The 20,380-nt window shown below is 48.3% G+C and carries 18 protein-coding genes; 5 read left to right on the top strand and 13 right to left on the bottom strand.

Annotation, left to right across the window (positions count from 1 at the left end):
* Positions 1-1,149 precede the first annotated feature (1,149 nt).
* Complete coding sequence (locus ACG2F4_RS18110; protein ID WP_395262324.1) at positions 1,150-1,851, bottom strand: FKBP-type peptidyl-prolyl cis-trans isomerase; 702 nt, start codon at positions 1,849-1,851, stop codon at positions 1,150-1,152.
* 275 nt (positions 1,852-2,126) lie between these two features.
* On the opposite strand from ACG2F4_RS18110, the gene nei reads away from it, so the two are divergent.
* Entirely contained in the window at positions 2,127-2,957 is an 831-nt protein-coding gene (nei, locus tag ACG2F4_RS18105; RefSeq protein WP_395262323.1) for an endonuclease VIII, read from the top strand.
* 83 nt (positions 2,958-3,040) lie between these two features.
* Here the strand turns inward: nei and ACG2F4_RS18100 are convergent, their stop codons facing one another.
* Positions 3,041-4,855: an SLC13 family permease gene (locus tag ACG2F4_RS18100; protein ID WP_395262322.1), complete on the bottom strand. Its 1,815-nt coding sequence runs from the start codon at positions 4,853-4,855 to the stop codon at positions 3,041-3,043.
* 473 nt (positions 4,856-5,328) lie between these two features.
* Here ACG2F4_RS18100 and ACG2F4_RS18095 point away from each other — a divergent pair, with 473 nt between their 5' ends.
* Together ACG2F4_RS18095 and ACG2F4_RS18090 are read left to right on the top strand one after the other, a co-directional pair.
* Positions 5,329-5,547 (top strand): cold-shock protein, encoded by a 219-nt coding sequence (locus ACG2F4_RS18095; RefSeq protein ID WP_395262321.1) that lies wholly within the window; start codon positions 5,329-5,331, stop codon positions 5,545-5,547.
* A 682-nt stretch (positions 5,548-6,229) separates the two neighbouring features.
* The gene (locus tag ACG2F4_RS18090; protein WP_395262320.1) at positions 6,230-6,724 is read left to right on the top strand and encodes a putative metallopeptidase; all 495 of its coding nucleotides are present in this window, start codon (positions 6,230-6,232) and stop codon (positions 6,722-6,724) included.
* A 344-nt stretch (positions 6,725-7,068) separates the two neighbouring features.
* Here the strand turns inward: ACG2F4_RS18090 and ACG2F4_RS18085 are convergent, their stop codons facing one another.
* The 7 genes from ACG2F4_RS18085 to ACG2F4_RS18055 all read right to left on the bottom strand — a co-directional run bounded on the left by ACG2F4_RS18085 (position 7,069) and on the right by ACG2F4_RS18055 (position 12,382).
* A complete protein-coding gene (locus ACG2F4_RS18085) occupies positions 7,069-7,242 on the bottom strand; it encodes a hypothetical protein (protein ID WP_395262319.1) in 174 nt (57 codons plus the stop codon).
* A 49-nt stretch (positions 7,243-7,291) separates the two neighbouring features.
* A complete protein-coding gene (locus tag ACG2F4_RS18080) occupies positions 7,292-7,516 on the bottom strand; it encodes a translation initiation factor (RefSeq protein WP_395262318.1) in 225 nt (74 codons plus the stop codon).
* The gene (locus ACG2F4_RS18075; RefSeq protein ID WP_395262317.1) at positions 7,494-7,754 is read right to left on the bottom strand and encodes an oxidoreductase-like domain-containing protein; all 261 of its coding nucleotides are present in this window, start codon (positions 7,752-7,754) and stop codon (positions 7,494-7,496) included. Before ACG2F4_RS18075 ends, ACG2F4_RS18080 begins: the two co-directional genes overlap by 23 nt.
* A complete protein-coding gene (locus ACG2F4_RS18070) occupies positions 7,733-9,187 on the bottom strand; it encodes an MATE family efflux transporter (protein ID WP_395262316.1) in 1,455 nt (484 codons plus the stop codon). The genes ACG2F4_RS18075 and ACG2F4_RS18070 overlap by 22 nt, the downstream gene beginning before the upstream one ends.
* 205 nt (positions 9,188-9,392) lie before the next feature.
* Positions 9,393-9,953, bottom strand: coding sequence for a hypothetical protein (locus ACG2F4_RS18065; protein WP_395262315.1), 561 nt, complete (start codon positions 9,951-9,953; stop codon positions 9,393-9,395).
* A gap of 109 nt (positions 9,954-10,062) precedes the next feature.
* On the bottom strand, positions 10,063-10,683 hold the full coding sequence (gene can / locus ACG2F4_RS18060) for a carbonate dehydratase (protein ID WP_395262314.1): 621 nt from the start codon (positions 10,681-10,683) through the stop codon (positions 10,063-10,065).
* Between the two features lie 253 nt (positions 10,684-10,936).
* On the bottom strand, positions 10,937-12,382 hold the full coding sequence (locus tag ACG2F4_RS18055; protein ID WP_395262313.1) for a carboxypeptidase regulatory-like domain-containing protein: 1,446 nt from the start codon (positions 12,380-12,382) through the stop codon (positions 10,937-10,939).
* A gap of 330 nt (positions 12,383-12,712) precedes the next feature.
* Here ACG2F4_RS18055 and ACG2F4_RS18050 point away from each other — a divergent pair, with 330 nt between their 5' ends.
* On the top strand, positions 12,713-14,464 hold the full coding sequence (locus ACG2F4_RS18050; protein ID WP_395262312.1) for a SulP family inorganic anion transporter: 1,752 nt from the start codon (positions 12,713-12,715) through the stop codon (positions 14,462-14,464).
* A gap of 168 nt (positions 14,465-14,632) precedes the next feature.
* Here ACG2F4_RS18050 and xylA read toward each other — a convergent pair whose 3' ends face one another.
* The 4 genes from xylA to tadA all read right to left on the bottom strand — a co-directional run bounded on the left by xylA (position 14,633) and on the right by tadA (position 19,370).
* Complete coding sequence (gene xylA / locus ACG2F4_RS18045; RefSeq protein WP_395262311.1) at positions 14,633-15,961, bottom strand: xylose isomerase; 1,329 nt, start codon at positions 15,959-15,961, stop codon at positions 14,633-14,635.
* A 72-nt stretch (positions 15,962-16,033) separates the two neighbouring features.
* Entirely contained in the window at positions 16,034-17,521 is a 1,488-nt protein-coding gene (locus ACG2F4_RS18040; protein ID WP_395262310.1) for a xylulokinase, read from the bottom strand.
* Between the two features lie 147 nt (positions 17,522-17,668).
* Positions 17,669-18,679, bottom strand: coding sequence for a sugar phosphate isomerase/epimerase family protein (locus ACG2F4_RS18035; protein ID WP_395262309.1), 1,011 nt, complete (start codon positions 18,677-18,679; stop codon positions 17,669-17,671).
* 199 nt (positions 18,680-18,878) lie between these two features.
* A complete protein-coding gene (gene tadA / locus ACG2F4_RS18030) occupies positions 18,879-19,370 on the bottom strand; it encodes a tRNA adenosine(34) deaminase TadA (RefSeq protein ID WP_395262308.1) in 492 nt (163 codons plus the stop codon).
* 289 nt (positions 19,371-19,659) lie between these two features.
* Here tadA and ACG2F4_RS18025 point away from each other — a divergent pair, with 289 nt between their 5' ends.
* Positions 19,660-20,202, top strand: a complete 543-nt coding sequence (locus ACG2F4_RS18025) for an adenine phosphoribosyltransferase (RefSeq protein WP_395262307.1) — start codon at positions 19,660-19,662, stop codon at positions 20,200-20,202.
* Positions 20,203-20,380: the final 178 nt, after the last annotated feature.

Below are 20,380 nucleotides of genomic sequence, written 5' to 3'. Positions count from 1 at the left end.
GATTCGATTATGCCAATATGGTGCCTTAGATGAACTAAATAAGTTATTATTGACAAACAGGGATGTTCATTTTTTCAGTGAAGAAAAAACGAACCAAAAAATTTACCATAAAATCCCAGATGTTGTTCTATTGGAACTTCATTTGTGGCTCCTGCTTATCAACGTTGGGAGACGTTGCTGGCACCTGTAGCAGGAATTTTCTGGACTTTGGGCGCTTGCGTAGAAAAGGGTCTTATCCTCTCCGGCATGGCGATTTCTGAGCCGCCCCGGGCAAACGCAGCGAAGGCGTTAAGAAAGAAACTCTGCAGCAGGTTACGGGAAAGCCCATAGATACGGAAAACCTGTAGTTGTGGAAAATACTACCAACGGGAACATCTGGGTTTCTTTTAGCCACAGCGAAGTGCAGCCAGGCGAAGAAATCCCCGCCGGTGACTTTTTGGGTTCGTTTTTGTTCACACAAAAAGGAACACCTCTGTCTTTAGAAAAGAGCTATTGTGACTTTTTGAGGTTGCCCTAGTTAACTCCTCGGTGGGGATCTTGGTCTGTCCGCTGTTCAGATGAATCGCCCCCCTCTTCAAACAGAAATTCTTCCGGTCGGGCATGTTGCAACAATCCAGGCTAAGGCTTCCCCGAATCAACGCCGCGTAATCCTGATTTGTTAAAAGGATTACAGAAAAAAAGGTAAGACAAATCCAAGGGATGGTCCCTTTTTTAACATAAAGCCTGAGCGTAATCAAGCGAAGTGAAATGAAGTCGAAGGATCTCCCTAAACATGGTTACTACTGCTTGGGTGTTAATCCCTCTACCCACAAGCAGCCTGCATAAGGAGATCCTTCGACTCCAGGCCGCAAATGCACGGTCTTCCGGTCAGAATGACGCGGCGTTGTTCATTATTTCTAAATTCTTAATTGAAAATTTCTAAAAAGCAGGGAGTGGGAAAAAATCAGTATTACATCACAAAGATAAGATTTTCTTGCTGCGGGAGACTGTAGAACTATTGAAAATCTGGGATGGCAATGAAAGAGAAAAAGGAAGCTGGATTGATACCAGCTCCCTTCAACACTTCGAAAAAGCCAACGTAAACAGTTACCACTAATAAAAGCGGTTCTGTGTAAAAAAGCTAAAAATGTTAAAAAAATTTAATGAACCTCAGTTGACTTCCAGTAACTCGACCTCAAAGACGAGAGTCTGCCCCGGTTTGATGGGACCGCCCGGGCGTGGGTTGTCTCCGTATGCCAGGTCGGCAGGCAGCCAGAACTTGTATTTGGCCCCTTCCTGCATCAGCTGAACCCCTTCAGTCCAGCCCTCAATAACGCGGTTGAGCGGAAAGGTAGCCGGATCGCCGCCGATGGAGCTGTCAAATTCGGTACCATCCAGCAGGGTTCCCCGGTAATGCACCGTAACGGTATCTGTCGCATTCGGGGAGGCTCCGGATCCCTCTTCAAGCACCTTGTACTGCAGGCCGCTTTCCGTTACTTCTACCCCTTCCTCATTTCTGTTTTGAGCCAGGAACTCTTCGCCTTTTTTGCGATATGTGGCGGCTTCTTCACGCTGCTTATTCATTGTTTCCTGCTGTTTTTGCATCTGGTAGGACTGAATAATTCCACGCATCTCTGATTCGGAAATAGGGGCGTCAGCACTGTCATCAAGTCCTGCCTGTATTCCTGCAACCAGCTTGTCGATGTCAATATCCGTCATATTTTGCTGGCTCAGGACCATGCCGTTTTGGTATCCCAGGCTGTAGCTTACACTGTCGATGTTATTCTCAAGGGTGGTATCGCCGGATCCAATGGAGGAATCGGAGTTGCAGCCCACAAAAAGGACAAAGATCCCACTTATAAAAAATAGCATTAATCGTTGTTGAAACATGATATAAGAATGTCGTTGAATTATAAATTATTGATCCAATTGAGTGAAAGAAGGTATCTATTTTTGAGGCCTAACAAAAATAGAAATATATTTGAATACCAGCTTTAACGAAATGAGATCAAATTTATTGACAACGTTCATGGTAATACGGGATTTGAGCCTTGTTGTCCGTGTATACTTGAGGAAACGGAACGAAGAACCTGGAATAGTGTTTCTTGTAACCACACAAAGGAATCTGAATATAAATCAATGAAGTAATGCCTGAAGGTCCGGAAATATGGAGAACGGCCACTCGTCTCTCAGAGGTGCTGGCTGAACGCAGTGTTAAAGAGGTGTATTTCGCTTTTGATCACCTGAAAAAGTATGAAGAAAGATTGCAGAACAGGAATGTGGAGGGGATTGAAGCACGGGGAAAAGCGATTTTGACACGGTTCGAGGATGGATTAAACATTTATTCGCACAATCAGCTGTACGGGAAGTGGAAAATAGTTAAAAGGGGAGAAATCCCGGATACGAACCGATCGCTCAGGCTGTCGTTAACCAATGGAGAACATTCTGCCCTTTTATATTCTGCATCAGAAATAGAGGTGCTCAAAGACGATAAACTGGCTGATCACGATTATCTCAAAAAGCTGGGACCAGATGTATTGCATCCCGATACCGACCGGCAAAGAGTACTCTCCCGCTACCAGGATAATGCTTTTCAGAACAGGAAAGTGGCCACTTTGCTGCTGGATCAATCTTTCCTCAGCGGACTTGGAAACTACCTGCGGGCCGAAGTGATGTTCGTATCCGGCGTGCATCCGGACCTGAAGCTGAGAGTCTGCACTGACCAGCAGAAAATGCAGATGGCCGAGGCTTCTGTTGAGCTTGCCCGCCGTTCGTACGAGACGAAGGGCGTCACCACGGATCCCCAAACCGTACAGGCGTTGAAGCGGGAAGGGAAGAGCCGGTCTGATTACCGGCATTTTGTCTACAATCGGGAGGGAGAGCACTGTTACAGGTGCGGAACAAAAATTGAAGTTAACAAGACGGGGGGACGCAAGCTCTATTTTTGTCCACAGTGCCAGTCAAAAGACCAGACATAATTCTGAAGAAACCGATTTTCGGTTAAACCCAAACGGTCTGGGGCAAATACAGGAAAATTTTCAGGTACATGTTTCATGCGGTCTTACATGGGCCAGAAAATGGGGACCAGGATGATTACGAGTATCCACAGTGTTAGTTCAAGTGAAAATCCCACCTTGAAAAAATCGGTAAACCGATAATTACCCGGACCATATACCATGAGGTTTGTCTGGTACCCGATCGGGGTAATCAGCGACATGGAGGCGACCAGGGTGACGGCAATGAACAACCCGCGCGCATCAACACCTTGAGACTCGGCAACTGACAACGCTATGGGAAACATCAGGGCCACCGCCCCGTTATTGGTGATAATTTCGGTAAGCAGACCGGTAGCAAGCACCACGCCCGCCAGTACGGCCCGCTGTCCATAAGCGCTGGTAAGATCCACCATCCACACTCCGATCAGCTCGGCCGTACCACTTACCTCCATCGCCTTGCCCAGTCCGATAGCCGAACCGATCACAATTAGTACGGTCCAGTCTACTGATTTTCGGGCTTCGCCGGCTTCAATAACGTTGAAGGTCAGTAACACCGCCACGCCCAGAATTCCGGCCAGTGCGATATCGATTATGCCAAGAGCCACCAAAAATACGATACCTACCAATACTGAAACGGAGACATACAGGTCTTTGCCGCCGGGACGGTGCTCTTTTATTTCATCAGTATCACCCGGGGCTTCACCGCCGGCTTCACTGGTCAGGAAAAAGTCCTCGATATCTTCATAAGCTCCTCTGAAACCGCGTCGGGTATCCAGCAGGAGTACATCGCCCGGGTGCAATATAAATTTGCCAAGCGGCTCCTCCACGCGCTTTCCTCTTCTGCGAACCCCGGTTACCGCTGCTCCGAACCGCTCCAGGAGTTTGGCTTCTTCAACGGTAGCCCCAACAAGGCGCGACCCCTCTTTTACCACGACCTGGTGCAGCTCCCGGTCTCTGTTCTCTTCTCTGTTTATTCCTCTTGGAGGCTGAATGGCCAGCCGCAACCCGGGGTGCCCGGATAGATCGGGAGTTTTGGCGGCGATGCCGTCTTTGGCGGCATATAAAAGATGGTCGCCCTCGCGGATTTTTTCATCTTCAGGAACCGGCGCAATTTCCAGGTTTTCCCGGTTAATTCGGGAAAGGTAAAACCCTGGAAAACCTGCCAACCTGGCTTCTTTCACGGTTTTTCCCGCAACATCAGCTCCTTCGGTCACTTCCAGTTCCACAAGCAGGTTTCTTTTACGTTCCTCTTCGTAGCGGATGTCGCGGCGTGCCGGGGTCAGCACGGGAGAAACGAAGATGAGATACAGGAGCCCTACAACGGCACAGGGAACCCCGATCCAGGCTAGTTCAAAAAAAGAAAGGCCTGCAAATCCGTGGCTTTGCAGCAGTCCGTGGGTAATCAGGTTGGTACTGGTGCCGATGAGTGTACAGAGTCCACCTAAAATGGCTGCGTAGGACAGGGGAATAAGGAGTTTTGATACGACGATATTATTTTTCTGCGCCCAGCTTCGAATAGCCGGAATCCCCATCGCTACAACCGGGGTATTGTTTAAAAATGCGGAATACAAAGAAACGCTGGGGCAGAGTCGTATCAGAATTCGTTGAATGCTCTTGGTCTCTTCTCCCAGTATAAAGGTACTGGCACGATCCAGCGCACCACTTTCACGCATTGCCGCCGATACCACATATAAACTGCCCAGTGCCACCAATGTGGTGTTGGCAAACCCCTGAAAAGCCTGTTCCAGGCTGACGACCCCACCCAGCGTGAGAACGGCAAGCGCCGTTAACAAGATTGCATCAGGACTCCACAAGTCAACGGCTAACCCGGCAAAGGCTAACAATAAGACCCCTATAATAAACAGTTGCTCAAATCCCATGCTGAATAGACAGAGTTTTAGTTTAAACTGTTAATTTCCCATGATATTTACCGCATCCTAAATAAAACGAAACCATGAACCCAAGACAATAATCAATTATTAGTCTCAGGGAAGCAGGCGCAGCAGGTGATATTGCCACGATTCGGCTGAAGCCAAGCATAAGTTAGACGGAATATCGAGAACAGCAAAACAAACTCTATCACGATTTAGTTGCCGTTTTAACCGTCAGGCCGACCCGATCCATCCATCGCAAGAGAACCTGTACCCTGAAAGATCTTTCAACCTTCCTGAACCGGCTTGTCGTGGCAGGGCATGGAGCAGGACATAAATATTAATAGGTATTGCTAGTAATTAGCCCTACATTGCATTGTTAAATTTAATTACCCACCTGAAAAGTGAACTTTACTGAAACGACGCGTTAGTCCAACTCCTTTCACAAGATGAAACCGACAGGTACCCAAAAAACAATATATATGTCACAACAAGGCAAAATAAAATTTTTCGATTCCCAAAAAGGATTTGGATTTATTAATCCCGATGAAGGAAGTAAGGATATTTTCGTTCACAGAAACAACGTTGAAAATCTTGGTTACGATCAAGGCTTTGAAGACGATGAAGCCGTGGAATTTGATGTCGAGGAGACTCCCAAGGGCTTGAGTGCAATTAACGTGCGAAGCCTGGATTATAAATAGACCAAACCTATTTTTTATATCACATTTAGAGGCCCCGGTTTTTGCCGGGGTTTTTTTGTGATTATCTTTTTTTGAGAGTGGTGTTCTCAGCCTGCAAGAGAGCTTTGTAAGAAGTTTTTTGCCCAAATTCGGTATTGTCCCGCATTTGAAATAAGTGTACAAAGATGCAGGATAGTTTAACAAATACCCGCGCAACGATGCATCTCAAACAGCCTATTTATCTCGTATCCTGTAGGTATGAAAATAGGTAGCTTGCCACAGGAAAGCATTAACCCGGATTATTCACCAAGAAATTTGGTTGTGCACGAGGAGTCCCGGGAATGGCACCAAGCAGTCGTGCCGAGGTACGTTGAGGAGGCATTGTCGGGATAACGAAGTGCACGGGCAAATTTCGCAGTATGGTGCAACTACACCCAAATTTGAGCTATAGGTGATTCTCCATATGTCAAATATTTTCCTGGATTTAACATCTTATTTTTACTACTTCGTGAATAAACCGGGTAATACACTGCTGTGAAACTCCAACCCGTCGAGCTTCAGGCATTTTCTAATATATCCCTCACAAATACCTGAAAAATCGGGAGGTAAAAGCTGAAATAATCATTCGAATACGATACTTTTAGCGGTCTTGAATGAGTCAACGAATTGAACAGTAAATTAAAGTTTTTAGTACTTCAACAATATGAAAGACAATGATTTTCTGAAGCCCGGGGATACCATAAGTCACAGTAATAAACAGCTGATGGAATCGCCCGAAGTGGAAACGATTGCGGAGCGTGTGATTGAGCGGGAAAAGCTGGAATTCGGTCCCGCCTCGATCGGGTATTTCCTGGTGTACCCAAATGTGACGAAATATCGTGCGGCAAAATGCATGAAGGCTTCCCGCGAAGTTAAATACTATTCAGGCAACGATTACCTGATCGAGATTTCCGGGGAGATGTGGGATATGCTGGATGAAAAAACCCGGGAGATGGTCCTGTTCCATGAACTGCTGCATATCGATCCTACCTACAAAGCCAAGAACCAGGAATGGAAAATGAAGACCCGCAAGCCCGATTTTGCGGATTTCTACGAGATTAACGACAAGTATGGAAATGACTGGTACAAAACGGTTCAGGCTACGGTTTCGTCACTGTATGACCTGGATCCCAAACGCGAGAGCAAGGTGAGCTTGTAGAAGACAAAATATGCTTTATGGGCGCTGCCCACAATAGGATGGGCAGTGTCCGGCGGTATCTGTCCGCAGTTCTTTACCCCGGGTTAGGGCGACACCATAAAATTGTAACTAATGTAGCGCCATTCATAAACGGAAGGGTAGTTACTGGTTTCTTTTTTTCCATCGATGTGGAGACTGGATCCCGCGCCAGCGGTAAGACTATCCCGGTATTTACCAGGATGGTCCCCATTCACTGCCCAGAATTTCCAGATCGATATTTTTAGTCGCCCTCATCAATATTGGTGAGGACTTCGACCTCCCCACGGCCATGCATTCAAGAGTTCTGATTCCGTAAAGGATTTAAACTATTCCTCTTCTGCAAATCTCTTTTCCAGTGCCTGCAGGCGTCGGTCGATATCGATAAGCTTTTGGATAATGAGCACATGTGTTTTGCCGGCATCAATTCCGACGGGACTTTCATCACTCTTAATTTCACTTAGGATCGCCTTGTACTCTTCTTCGGGAATGGTTAAATCCATACGATTACCGCTTTTTTGGGTTGGAGATGTTGCATCTGAAGATCCTGACTCATTTTACGTCAAAGCCCTCATCGACAAGAAACTTTTTGATTTTATCGACATGGTCTCCCTGGATTTCGATGGTTTTGGCGTAGCTGGTTCCCCCTGCACCGCAGTGCTGCTTCAGCTTTTTTTCCAGGTCTTCAATCACCTGGGGATTGTGCTGAATATTGGTAATCATCGTCACCGTTTTGCCGCGGCGACCACTGGTGTCACGTTTTACGGTTAAAGCCATCCGTTCCTCCTGCTTCTTTGGGTTGTTGAGATTCTTTCCAGGCTTTATACTGTTTCAACTGCTCTACATAGATATCGTAGACGCAGCGTTCGCAGCCCGATCCGCAGCAGTCTGTAGGCAGTGGTTTTTCCGGTTCTTTCATATCAGCACCAAAAATAGTCTTCTGCTTCTTTTTTCCCAAAAGTTGATTCCCCGTTTTTATGGTGCTGATAATCTCTAAACTACTCGATTTTTCCATCTTCCTTTTCGGAAAACCATAATCCCGAGGACGCCAAGCAGGGTTTCAGAAATAACGATGGAGTAAAAAACGCCCGGCTCCCCGAATTCCAACGTAAGGGCCAGGAGATAAGCAACCGGAATTTCTACCAGCCAAAAACAGATGAGATTAAGCAGGGTAGGGGTATCGGTATCACCGGCACCGTTAAATGCCTGGGCAATTACCATGCCCCAGGCGTAGAACAGGTAGCCCAGGCAGATGATCCGCAGGCACTGGATGCCTGTTGAAACAACCGCGGGCTCGCTGGTGAAAAGTCGAATGAGTTCCTCGGCCCACAGGTAAAAGGTGCCCCCCACCAGGCCCAGAAAGCACATGTTCACCAGGCCGGTAATCCATACAGACCGTTCGGCCCGCCCCGGTTTTTGTGCCCCGAGATTCTGTCCCACCAGGGTGGCCGCTGCGTTGCTCATTCCCCATGACGGCAATAGAGAGAAGATCAATATTCTGATGGCGATGGTGTACCCCGCGAGTGCCTCCGCTCCAAAGACGGCGATAATGCGGACCAGCCCGATCCAGCTGGAGGTGGCGATAAGATGCTGACTGATGCCACCGAGAGAGAGCCGGATCAGCCGCTTCATGATAGCTCCCTCCAGTTTCCAGTGGCTTCGTCGGATGTTGATCCTGTTGCTTTTTTGTGTCAGCAGGTAAAATTGATAGGCAACCCCTACGCCCCGGCCAATAGTTGTAGCCACGGCGGCGCCGGTAATTCCCAGTGCGGGAACAGGACCAAATCCAAAAATTAGAAGGGGATCAAGCACAATATTGATAATATTGGCGACCCAGAGCACCCGCATTGATATGGCCGCATCGCCCGCACCGCGAAATATGGCATTTATTATAAATAGGAGCATAATCACGATGTTGCTCCCGAGCATGATGGCGGTATAACTGTTAAGTTCCCGGATCATCTGCTCGTTGGAGCCCATAAGGGTCAGCAGTTCGGGTGCGTAAAATATGCCTGCCAGGGAAATTGGCATCGCTACAATAACAGCTACAATAATCGCCTGTACTGCCGAAATAGCAGCCGCCTGCTCATTTTTTTCGCCGATACGCCGCGATACAAGTGCAGTAGTGGACATGCTGAGGCCCATGGCGATAGCATAGACCAGGGTAAGAATCGATTCGGTAATGCCGACGGTAGCAACCGCGTCGGCCCCCAGTTTCGAGACAAAAAAGATATCTGCCACGGCAAAGATCGACTCCATGGCCATCTCCAGCACCATGGGAATGGAGAGCAGCAGTGTCGCCCGCCAGATGCTGCCTTCAGTAAATTCGTATTCCACCCCGCGAACGGAACCAAGAATATCTTGCCACAACCGGGCGTACCAAGAGGATGGAGCAGGTAACTCAGTCGTCTGCTCCCCAACTTCATCCACTTCTTTTTTTATTCGCATGCAACTCCCTTAAACGAACTAAATTTCACATACCTGCAGATGTGATAAGCTCAAATATGTACAACTGGCAACGACAGGCTTGCCCCCCGGGGCAGGTGCAAAATCACTCAGATGGATTCATCCACCATGTGATCATCTCTTCACATCGTATCGGAGTGGCTGATACGATTAACTGGTAGTGGTCGGAAGTGAAAGTTTCATCGGCCTAAAAATTTGTGGAAGTGTCTAAATAGCTTTCCGGTCGTTTTGTTTTCAGATCGAACCCGTGCAACGAGTAGTGCTTCAGGTGCCACCAAAAACGCTGCAGGGAGGAAGATGGAAGCGGAAACTTTATGATGGAATCGGCGGCCCGCAATATCGTTTCGTCGGCGCTGTCATATTCAGTAATATCGATGATGACAAGTCCCTGAAACGCCTGGATTTTTTGCAGGAAATACCGCTCCTGGGGTGTGGCATACTTGACTTTGGAGTGCGAAAATCCGGTGTATGCACCGCAGAGTTTATCCCCATTGGAGAAGTGGAGAATGGCATCGCTGTCTTTGACTTCTTCCCATAGCTGATCGACAGCATCAACCGTGTCACGTTCAATTTTCGATACAATATCATCGAAATCATATTCCAGGACCTCCTTGCCCGTCGCTTTTGCGATCTCTTTCAAGGCCTTCTGTTTGTTATTCTCATACAGCCCGATAAAAAGAGCAAGGTGATACGCCTTGCCGGATTTCAAATGATCAATGAACTGCTCATATTCTGAATCCTTGTACACAAGGCTCGGAAATTTTTTTTCTGTGCTCTTTATCTCCATAAGGAAAAACGAACGTTATTTTCTTGAAAGTTGAACGGAATATATGAAAAGCAACGGTATTGATCAGTAATCAAAGAATATTTTGCAGATCTTTTTTGCCTCCCACCGTTACATCCAGGTCGCTAAGTAACCCGTCTTTCAGATCGTATATCCACCCATGCACGCTGAGTGTTTGTCCCTTTTCCCACGCCTGCTGTACAAAAGGGGAGCGGCAGACATTGATTACCTGTGCCCGGACATTCAGTTCGCACATCCGGTTAACCCGTTTTTGCTCATCCGAAATGGAGCTGAGCTCCCCCTCGTGTTGAACGATAACATCCTGGATATGGCTAAGCCAGTTGTCAATAAGTCCAAAACTCTGGCCCTTAAGTGCGGCCGTCACGCCCCCGCACCCGTAGTGTCCTGATACAACAATATGCTTTACCTTGAGCACTTCGACGGAATACTGCAGCACCGACTGGCAGTTCAGGTCGGAATGAACCACTACATTGGCCACATTGCGATGCACGAAAAGGCTGCCGGGGGGCAGATCCACAACCTGGTTGGCCGGCACCCGGCTGTCGGAGCACCCGATCCACAAAATCTGGGGATTCTGGCCTTTAGCCAGCTCGCTGAAAAAACCGGGATGTTCCTGTTCTACCCTTTCAGCCCACGTTCGGTTATTTTCAAAAAGTTCTGGTAGTGACTTCATGTCTGATATTTAAGTCTATACTAATTCCAAAAAAATCAATCGAATAGGTTTTGTAAACCGTTGTTTTGTCGCCCAAACTTATCATTTTATCGGGTCTTGAACTCCGACAAAATTCCTGATTTTAAAACCCTCCCGAATATAATGCAAAGGATGGAAATTATTAAATGACTTGTTTGTATGCTGTTAGCATCGTTGCTGAATAAAATCCGCCCGATATTTTGGGTGGGATTAATGGTCCAATGATTGGATTAATTTATTGAGACTTACGTCTTGTTCCAGAAATTTCAGTGTATGTTGTTGTATTACCCGATGGGGTAGTTACAGAAATTTTAATTGTCAACGAAGCCGGATCATTGGATTCTTCATCAGTGTCCCGGATTGAGAAGTTAAATTCTGTGGCCCCGGGCCCTGGGAAAAGGTGGTTGCCCAAGGTGAAATCTGAATCACCGGTAACCTCGATTCCCTCTCCGGCTTCGACACTAATTTCGGTGCCGGCTGCCATTGGGTTGCCATTCAGATCGGTTACGGTATATGAGAAACTTTCCCCCCCATTGGGAGAAAGATCAAATGTAGTAGGACTTGCATCAATTAACGCCCCTCTTGTTGAGAAGACAACATTGATTTGTTTCGAAATGCGGTTGTCATTCTCGTCTACTGTGGTAGCAGTAACGGTTGAATAGCCTGGCCTTCCTGCACTACCGCTAATGTCATCAGTCGGTCTGGGTTCACCGGATATCAGATCTGCAGTTACAATACCATCTTCATCTGTCTCTCCAGAGCCCTGTATAACTCCTCCCGTAGTGCTAAAGTAAACGACAGTCCCAGGTTTTACAGGATTGGAAAACTTATCTCCAACAATCACGGTAACTGTATTCCGAACTCCATTGATATCATACCCTTCAAAATTGAATTTATTGGGTGCAATACTGAAGTGATCTTCATCTGGAAATCCCCCGTGGATTGCAATCAACACGGGCTTTGAACGGATTGTTAAACCGACTTCAGGTCGGTCTACAAGAGCCTGTATTTTTACGGGACCCGCAGTATTTCCACTGAAAAGAGAGCTTGTAACGCGACCCTGGGCATTGGTTTTCGCCACTTGTGGAATTAATTCCTCACCGCCACCTGGCCCAGATATTATACTAAATTGTACATCTACCGCTTTTTCCCTGTTCAAAGAACGTCCGGCGGAATCCTGAACTTCAAAGGTAAAAGCACTGCTTACCTGGTCGCCTGTTTCAGCAATATTTATTGCTTGATTCGAGATACCGGTTAAAACAATGGCTGCGGCTCCTTCCGGTTCACCACCAACTTGTTCATCATCACCACCTTCATCACCCGGATCTGTCTCAGATAGTAACTCAATAATCAGGTCTGTTACGTCGGTTTCAGGTGCGACCTTAAAGGTTGTCGATTTAGAATTAAAACCCTGTCTGGAAGCTTCTATCGTTACAGAAAATGAGCTGTCGGCCTCTATCGTAAATGCAAACTGGCCTAATGAATCGGTAGTGATGGTTTGTCTCAAGGGTGCAGGATTGATTATTTCGACAATAGCATCTTCAATTGGATTTCCAGTATTTTGGTTACTTACCTCTCCAGAAATACTTACAGACTCTAGATCTGAGTCAGCCGTCCCACAAGCCTGAACTAGTAAAACAAAACAGGATAAAGAAAGGAACACAAGAATTTTAGACTTCATAGCCATACGAATATAATTAAATGGATGATATTACCTAACCGACTTGATACTTTAGATGCCCTTGAGCTGGTAAACATTAAAAAATATTAATGTTTACCAGTTTAAAAAAATATTGGGTGAAATAAAATTGAAAAAATTAAGATGTCATTGGGGATAAAATATTGCAAAATTTATCTCTATAATTTTTTTAAGGATCTGTCACTAATCTAAGGTAAATAAAGAACGGGCAAATCAATTCAAAATCGAACAACATCTTTATCAAAAAATCTTTAACATAAACTGAACGGTTATTCGGCACTTAAAATCATATACAACCAGTTTCATGTTCGTATGGGTTTGAGAGAACAATATGAATGGTTTCTTTCCAAACTCACGATTTTCAAGTGGCTTTCCGACTATTCGTCTGAAACGCTTCGTAACGACCTGTCTGCCGGTGTAACGGTTGGTGTAATGCTTATTCCGCAGGGAATGGCGTATGCTGTACTGGCCGGTTTGCCTGCCATCTACGGGCTGTATGCATCGTTGGTGCCGCTGCTCATCTACCCGCTTTTTGCTACCTCACGGCATCTTTCAGTCGGTATTGTAGCCATCGACATGCTTATTGTAGCGGCGGGGGTCGGGCTCATTGCTGAACCGGGCAGCGACCAGTATATCTCCCTGGTTATTTTGCTCGGCATATTTGTCGGGATCACGCAGATCGCCATGTCGGTGGCCCGGCTGGGTTTTATTGTAAACCTGTTGTCCAAGCCTGTTATTATCGGATTTACAACAGCCGCGCCCCTGATCATCTCGTTTAGCCAGCTTGGCAATTTAACGGGCATAAACCTGCAGCAGACGCAGTATATATACGATATTATTACTGAGCTCGCCGGGGTATGGAGCGAACTGCACCTGGTTACCTTTATCATCGGAGTTTCCGGAATCCTGGTTCTTTTCGCCTTCAACAGGTTTTTGCCGGCAGCGCCGGATGCGTTAATACTGGTCATCCTGAGCTCAGCCGCGGTTTGGGGAATGGGACTGGATCAACGCGGAGTGGAAGTGGTGGGATCTATTGACGGGGGACTCCCCGCCCCGACTATCCCTGCATTCAGCTTTGAACAGTTGCGGCGGTTGGTGCCCACCGTCTTAACCCTGTCGCTGGTTCAATTTATGAATGTGGTGACCCTCGGGCGGACGTTCGCCTCCAAATACAACTATACCATCAGTCCCAATCGCGAGCTTTGGGCTATCGGTACCGCGAACTTGGTTGGCGGATTTTTCAGAAGTATTCCTATTTCAGGCAGTTTTTCGAGGTCGGCTGTTAACGAGCAGGCAGGGGGTAAGACTCCCTTGACCAATGTTTTTGCAGGAATTTTAATAGGACTGACACTGCTGTTTTTGACCCCGCTTTTTTATTATGTGCCGATGCCGGCCCTTTCCGCCATAATTATTGTTGCCTCGCTTGGCCTCATAGAAATAAAGCAGATCCGTTACCTGTTCAGAACCAAAGAACGGGATGGATACATCGCTCTATTTACGTTTATTACAATACTGGTTATAGGAATACAGGAAGGGATTCTGTTGGGGGTGGGGGCATCCCTGGTGGGTGTCCTTATTCGCGCAAGTCGCCCGAATGTGGCTGAACTGGGCCATATTTCCGGTTCTCATTTCTTTCGTGATATCAAGCGGTATCCGGAGGCCGACCGCATACGCGGATTGCTGGTTCTGCGGGTTGACGCTTCCTTCTCTTTTAACAATGCAGAGTATTTCAAGGAATATATTATAACAAAGAGTGAAGAAGAGAATCGAACGATTGAGGCGGTCATAATCGAGGGGCGCAGTATAAATGACCTGGATACGACGGCCATAGAAGCCCTGCAGAATGTGGTTGAAAGTTTGCAGGAGCTTAATATAGATCTGCACTTTGCCGGACTTAAGGGACCGATTCGGGATATCATGCTGCGGTCCGGGCTGGCACGACGACTCGGTGGCTCGCATTTCCACATGACCACTCATCAGGCGGTTCAGTATATTCTCCAAAAGTGGCAGCAGAAAGATTCGTCCGACCACCGGTTGACTGACTATATGGATACGGTGGATTAACGGGCTGCAGGAGGGAAATTGAGATTTACGTTGAAACTGGAGTGGCCCCATACCGGAGATGATAAGCTGCCGATTGATGGTCTGAAATCAGGAAGGGGGGGCTGTATGCCGAATCATAAAAAAAGTGCGACGTACTTCATAAGTACGCCGCACCGGTGAAAATGCAGGCTAGATATACTGGTTGATAAGATTTTCGTAGTATTCCTGTCGCCCGCTTATCTGATCGGGTTCTCCGTGTTCGATCGCATACGCTCTGAGCTCTTCCAGGCTGAGGTTGCCTTTTTCAAACTGGGCTCCCTTGCCACTGTCGAATGAGCTGTATCTTTGCTTGCGCAGCTCGTTGTATTCGGAATCTTCCAGGATCGCGGCGGCGGTCTCCAGCGCCCGGGCCATCATGTCCATTCCGCCGATATGTGCATAGAACAGGTCCTCGAGATCGGTTGAATTTCTGCGGAGCTTGGCATCAAAGTTGAAACCTCCTGTACCCAGTCCACCATGTTCCAGCAGTACCAGCATCGCCTGGGTCAATTCGTAAATGTTGACCGGAAACTGGTCGGTATCCCAGCCGTTTTGATAGTCGCCGCGGTTGGCATCGATGCTGCCGAGAAGCCCGTTGGAGGCCGCCACTTCGAGCTCATGCTGGAAGGTGTGCTGCGAGAGGATCGCGTGGTTGACCTCGATGTTGACCTTGAAATCCTCATCAAGCCCGTGTTCACGCAGAAACCCGATGACGGTCGCCGTGTCAAAGTCGTACTGGTGCTTCATCGGCTCCATCGGCTTCGGTTCAATCAGGTAGGTGCCCTCAAATCCGTTTTCGCGGCCATAGTCACGCGCCTTTTTGAGAAACGTTGCCAGGTGTTCCTGCTCGCGTTTCATATCGGTATTGAGGAGTGACATGTAGCCTTCTCGTCCGCCCCAGAACACATAATTATCGCCGCCGAGCTCGATGGTGGCGTCAAGTGCATTTTTGACCTGGACGGCGGCGTGCGAAACTACTGAAAAGTCGGGGTTGGTAGCTGCCCCGTTCATATAGCGGGGGTTGGTAAACAGGTTGGCCGTTCCCCAGAGCAGTTGTACGCCCGATTCCTCCTGCTTCTTTTTGGCGTATTCCACAATCGTTTTCAGCCTTTTTTCGGATTCCGCGATGGTATCGGCCTCATCCACCAGGTCGTAGTCGTGAAAGCAATAAAAGGGAACTCCCAGCTTGGTGATAAACTCGAAAGCCGCATCCATTTTATCCTTGGCCCGCTGAATGGGGTCGGCGGATGTCAGCCAGGGAAATTGACGAGTGCCTACGCCAAAAGGGTCACCGCCGGTACCGGTAAAGGTGTGCCAGTAGGCGATTGCAAACCGGAAAAAGTCTTTCATCGATTCTCCGGCAACCTTCTTGTTTTCATCATAGTATTTGAATGCGAGGGGATTGTCGGAATCCCTTCCCTCAAATTCGATCTTGTCTATTTCGGGGAAATACTCTTTTTCACCAGTAGTTATCTTCATAGAATTATCGTTATTACTTGAATTTTCTGAGTTGTAGTTTAAGTCATCTGAATGGTACTGGCCGCAGGCGATTCACATCGCACGCTCCAACTCCTCATGCCAGCGCCCGTATGCGGCAGAATATGATTTGACGAGCTCGTTTTCCGGCTCCTGGGTTTTCACCTTTTTTAACCCGGCAAATGCTTCTGATCGTTTTTTGTAGACGCCGGCGCCGAGGCCCGCGCCAATGGCTGCACCCACCGAACCGTCGGTATTGTACATCTCAACGATCTTGCCTGTAACATTGGTAAAGGCTTCGGCAAAAACGGGACTCAGGAACATGTTGGTATGGCCCACGCGCACCGTCTCTATATCCATTCCCATCTCTTTCATTATCTGCAGCCCGTAGTTCAGAGCAAATGCGATACCCTCTTGCGCGGCCCGGATCACATGACCGATTTTATGACGGTTGAATTGAATTCCATTAATCCGGCCTCCCAGGTTTTTATTCGCAAGCGGGCGTTCGGGGCCGTTGCCAAACGGTAGTACAGAAATTCCTTCAGCTCCAATCGGTACGCTGCCGGCCATTTCATTCATCTCGTCGTAACTGTAGGATCTGCCGTCAAGAAGTGTATTGCGCAGCCAGCTGTACTGGATGCCGGTACCGTTGACACAGAGCAGCACGCCATAACGCGGATGATCTTTGCCGTGGTTTACATGCACAAACGTGTTGACGCGCGACTGGCGGTCATAGAGCGGTTCATCCGTAACCCCGTAAATTACACCGGAGGTTCCCGCCGTGGAAGCGACCTCTCCCGGGTTCAGCACGTTTAACGAAAGTGCGTTATTCGGCTGATCGCCCGCCCGGTAGGCGATGTTGATCCCTTTTGAAAGCCCCAGCTCTTCCGCTGCCGAGGCAGAAAGTTTGCCGTGGTCCCCCATGTTTGGATGAACCTCCGGGATCAGATCTTCTGAGATGCCGTAGTGATCCAGCAGTGGAGTTGCGATTCCGTTCGACTTGAAATCCCAGAAGATGCCTTCGGAAAGTCCGGATGTAGTGGTCGATATATTACCGGTCATCTTCATGGCGATGTAATCGCCGGGCAGCATAAATTTAACCGCCCGGTTGTAAAGATCCGGTTCATTTTCTTTAACCCACTTCAGTTTAGAGGCGGTAAAGTTCCCAGGCGAATTCAGGAAGTGGTCCAGGCAGTACTCTTCGCCCAGCTCTTCAAACGCTTTTTGCCCGATATCCACGGCCCGCCCGTCGCACCAGATGATGGAGGGACGCAACGGCTGCTGGTCTCCGTCGACCAGGACGAGCCCGTGCATCTGGTAGGAGATGCCGATCGCCTTAATGTCGTTCGTGTCGATATCGGCTTCCGAAACGATTTGACGGGTGGCCTTCACGACGTGGCTCCACCAGTTCTCGGGATCCTGTTCGGCCCATCCGGGCTCGGGAGCCGACATCTCCAGCTCTTTATCGGGGGAGGTGGCCGCACTTACCAGCGTACCACCGTCAGCCTCGATAAGGCTGGCTTTTATGCTTGAACTCCCTACGTCATATCCTAGTAAATACATGTAAAATAATTCTTCTGAGGTTATATTGACCTTGTGTTGACCGGTGCAGTTCTGCCGGTACAACAAGCATCGCCGGCAGGTCCCCCCCGGACGCCATTTGTATGCCCGGGGGGGATCGCTGCCGGCGATCAGTATTCGATTTTCAGTTTATTCTTCATCGCTATCTGAGAAGGCAGAGTCAAATGCGGCGCCGGGAGCGGAGAAGTCGATTTTTTTGCAGTAATCTGCGGATTCGCTGGCTCCCACTTCGCGGTCCATGCCGCTGTCTTCCCATTCGACGGAAAGCGGTCCGGCGTACTCAATGCGGTTGAGTGCACGAATGATCCGGTCAAAATCGATTTTGCCGCGTCCTACCGACACAAAGTCCCAATAGCGGTCTTTATTTCCGAATTCGGTATGTCCCCCGAACACACCCGCCTTGGTCGGCTTGTCTGACCACCACACATCCTTCATGTGTACATGATAAATACGGTCGGAGAAAGTATCGATAAATCCAACATAATCCACTCCCTGGTAGCCGAGGTGGCTGGGGTCGTAGTTGAAGCCAAAGGTTTCGCGTCCATCCAGTGCCTCGATGGCACGCTCGGCAGAGGCGATGTCAAACGCGATTTCGGTGGGGTGGACCTCAAGACCGAACTTGATCCCCACTTCATCAAATACATCCAGGATCGGGTTCCAGCGGTCGGCAAAATCCTGAAATCCCTCGTCTACCGTATCGGGCAGGTTGGGGGGGAAGGAGTACAGTTTTGACCAGATAGAGCTCCCCGTAAATCCGTTGACCACCGGTACGCCCAGTTTTGCTGCGGCACGGGCGGTGGCTTTCATCTCATCGGCCGCGCGTTGCCGGACCCCTTCAGGATCCCCGTCGCCCCAAACATGTTTGGGAAGGATCTCTTTATGGCGTTCATCGATCAGATCGCACACGCCCTGACCCACCAGGTGGTTGCTGATCGACCATACCTGAAGGTCGTACTTGGCAAGCAGCTCTTTTTGCTGCTCGCAATAATCATCTTCCTCCAGTGCACGGTGGACATCAAAGTGATCTCCCCAGCAAGCCAGCTCGAGTCCGTCATATCCCCACGAAGCCGCTTTTTCGGCAATCGTTTCTAATGTCAGGTCGGCCCACTGGCCGGTGAATAGTGTTACTGGTCTTGACATAATGTATCCCGTTTTTGATTGAAATTTAGTGTAACAATGAATGAAAAAACCCTTTGAAAAATTCCTATCCTAAAATATGCATATGCCAGAAAATTCAAAGTTAAGTTGAGGGTATATTTTATTGCATTGGCAACTTTCGCTTGCTGCTGGCTCACCACCAACTGGGCAGTGGATCGAAGGTGTGCGTGAATAATCAAGATTAAAGTCCGGATTTGGAGCGTTTATTTTCAAAAAAATGCTGTAGTATCCATTTGCAGTCTTCCTCCATAACGCCCTGGATGACCTCAACCCGGTGATTCAGCTTTTCGTTGTCAGCGATGTTGAACAAGCTGCCACAGGCGCCCGCCCGGGCATCCAGTGTGCCAAATACAACGCGTTCGATCCTGGACCAGACAAGGGCGCCGGCACACATCGGGCAGGGCTCCAGCGTCACATACAACGTGCAATCGGTTAAATATTTGCTTTCGATTGTAGAACAAGCTGCAGAGATGGCCAGCATTTCAGCATGGGCCGTAGCATCGTTGAGGCGCTCGGTTTGATTGTATCCCTTCCCGATGATGCGGTCCTCCTGCACAACGATTGCCCCAACGGGAATTTCATCCTCTTCGTACGCCTGCTCGGCGAGTTTAAAAGCCTGGAGCATAAATTTTTGATGCTGTCTGATGGTCGGGGTGCTGTTGTTTTGCGGCATAAGCAGGTTTTGAATTAATGTATTTGTTAGAAAATTTTACAAACTCGTAAATCCTTATTCTGAGAGCTGTACTCCTGATTAAAATGATAATAGGTTAATACGGTCGGTGGTACAACAACCTCCCAACAAAATAGAGGGTTTTGCAAAGGTCCCAGTTAATTTGATTTAAGAAGCAGGACGGGGATCCTGTTCAGCACGGACTTGCAGTGGAAATATCAAGCAAAAATTTGCTTCCCATTCCGGTTATTAGCTATAATCAGAGCTCCAATAATAGTAAAAAAATAGCCGAATGGAATCTGTAAACAGAAGTATTCTGCAGCTGCTTGAGTCTGAAATCCGCAATATCCCCGACTTTCCCAGGCCGGGTATCGCCTTTAAAGACATTACTCCCCTTCTCAAAAACCCCGATACCCTCGAGTTGACCTCCCGGATGCTGGCCCGCCCGTTCCGGTATTCCCAGGTCGATTATGTGATCGGTATTGAGTCAAGGGGATTTCTCTTCGGAACCAACCTGGCCCAGGATCTCCATGCAGGATTTATTCCGGTTCGAAAGCCGGGCAAACTACCCGCCGACACCGTTTCTGAAACCTACGCCCTTGAATATGGGGAAGACCAGGTGGAGATGCACGCAGATGCATTCAAAAATGGAGACAAGGTAATTATCCACGATGACCTGATTGCTACGGGGGGATCGGCCCGCGCGGCTACACAGCTGGTGGAAAAACTGGGGGGTGACGTAATCGGATACTCCTTCATCATAGAGCTGCAGGCACTGAGGGGACGCGAGCAGCTGCCGTCCGATACTCCCTGCGAGGTGCTTATCAGTCTCTAGCCCGGATTTCTCACGAGTATGTTGGATAAAATCATGTAACTTCATGGATGACCATAACTTATTCCATTTTTTATTGCCAAATCATCATTACAGTCTGTAACAGGCTGCGAAATGGGCCTTTCAGCTGCGTTGAAGGACAAATCACCTGCTCAACGTACCAACGTACGTCTGCGCGGCC

Origin of the sequence: Halalkalibaculum sp. DA3122 (genome assembly GCF_043951865.1) — a bacterium.
GTDB lineage: Bacteria > Bacteroidota > Rhodothermia > Balneolales > Balneolaceae > JAMQKA01.
This window is presented reverse-complemented; position numbering and strand designations above follow the sequence as displayed.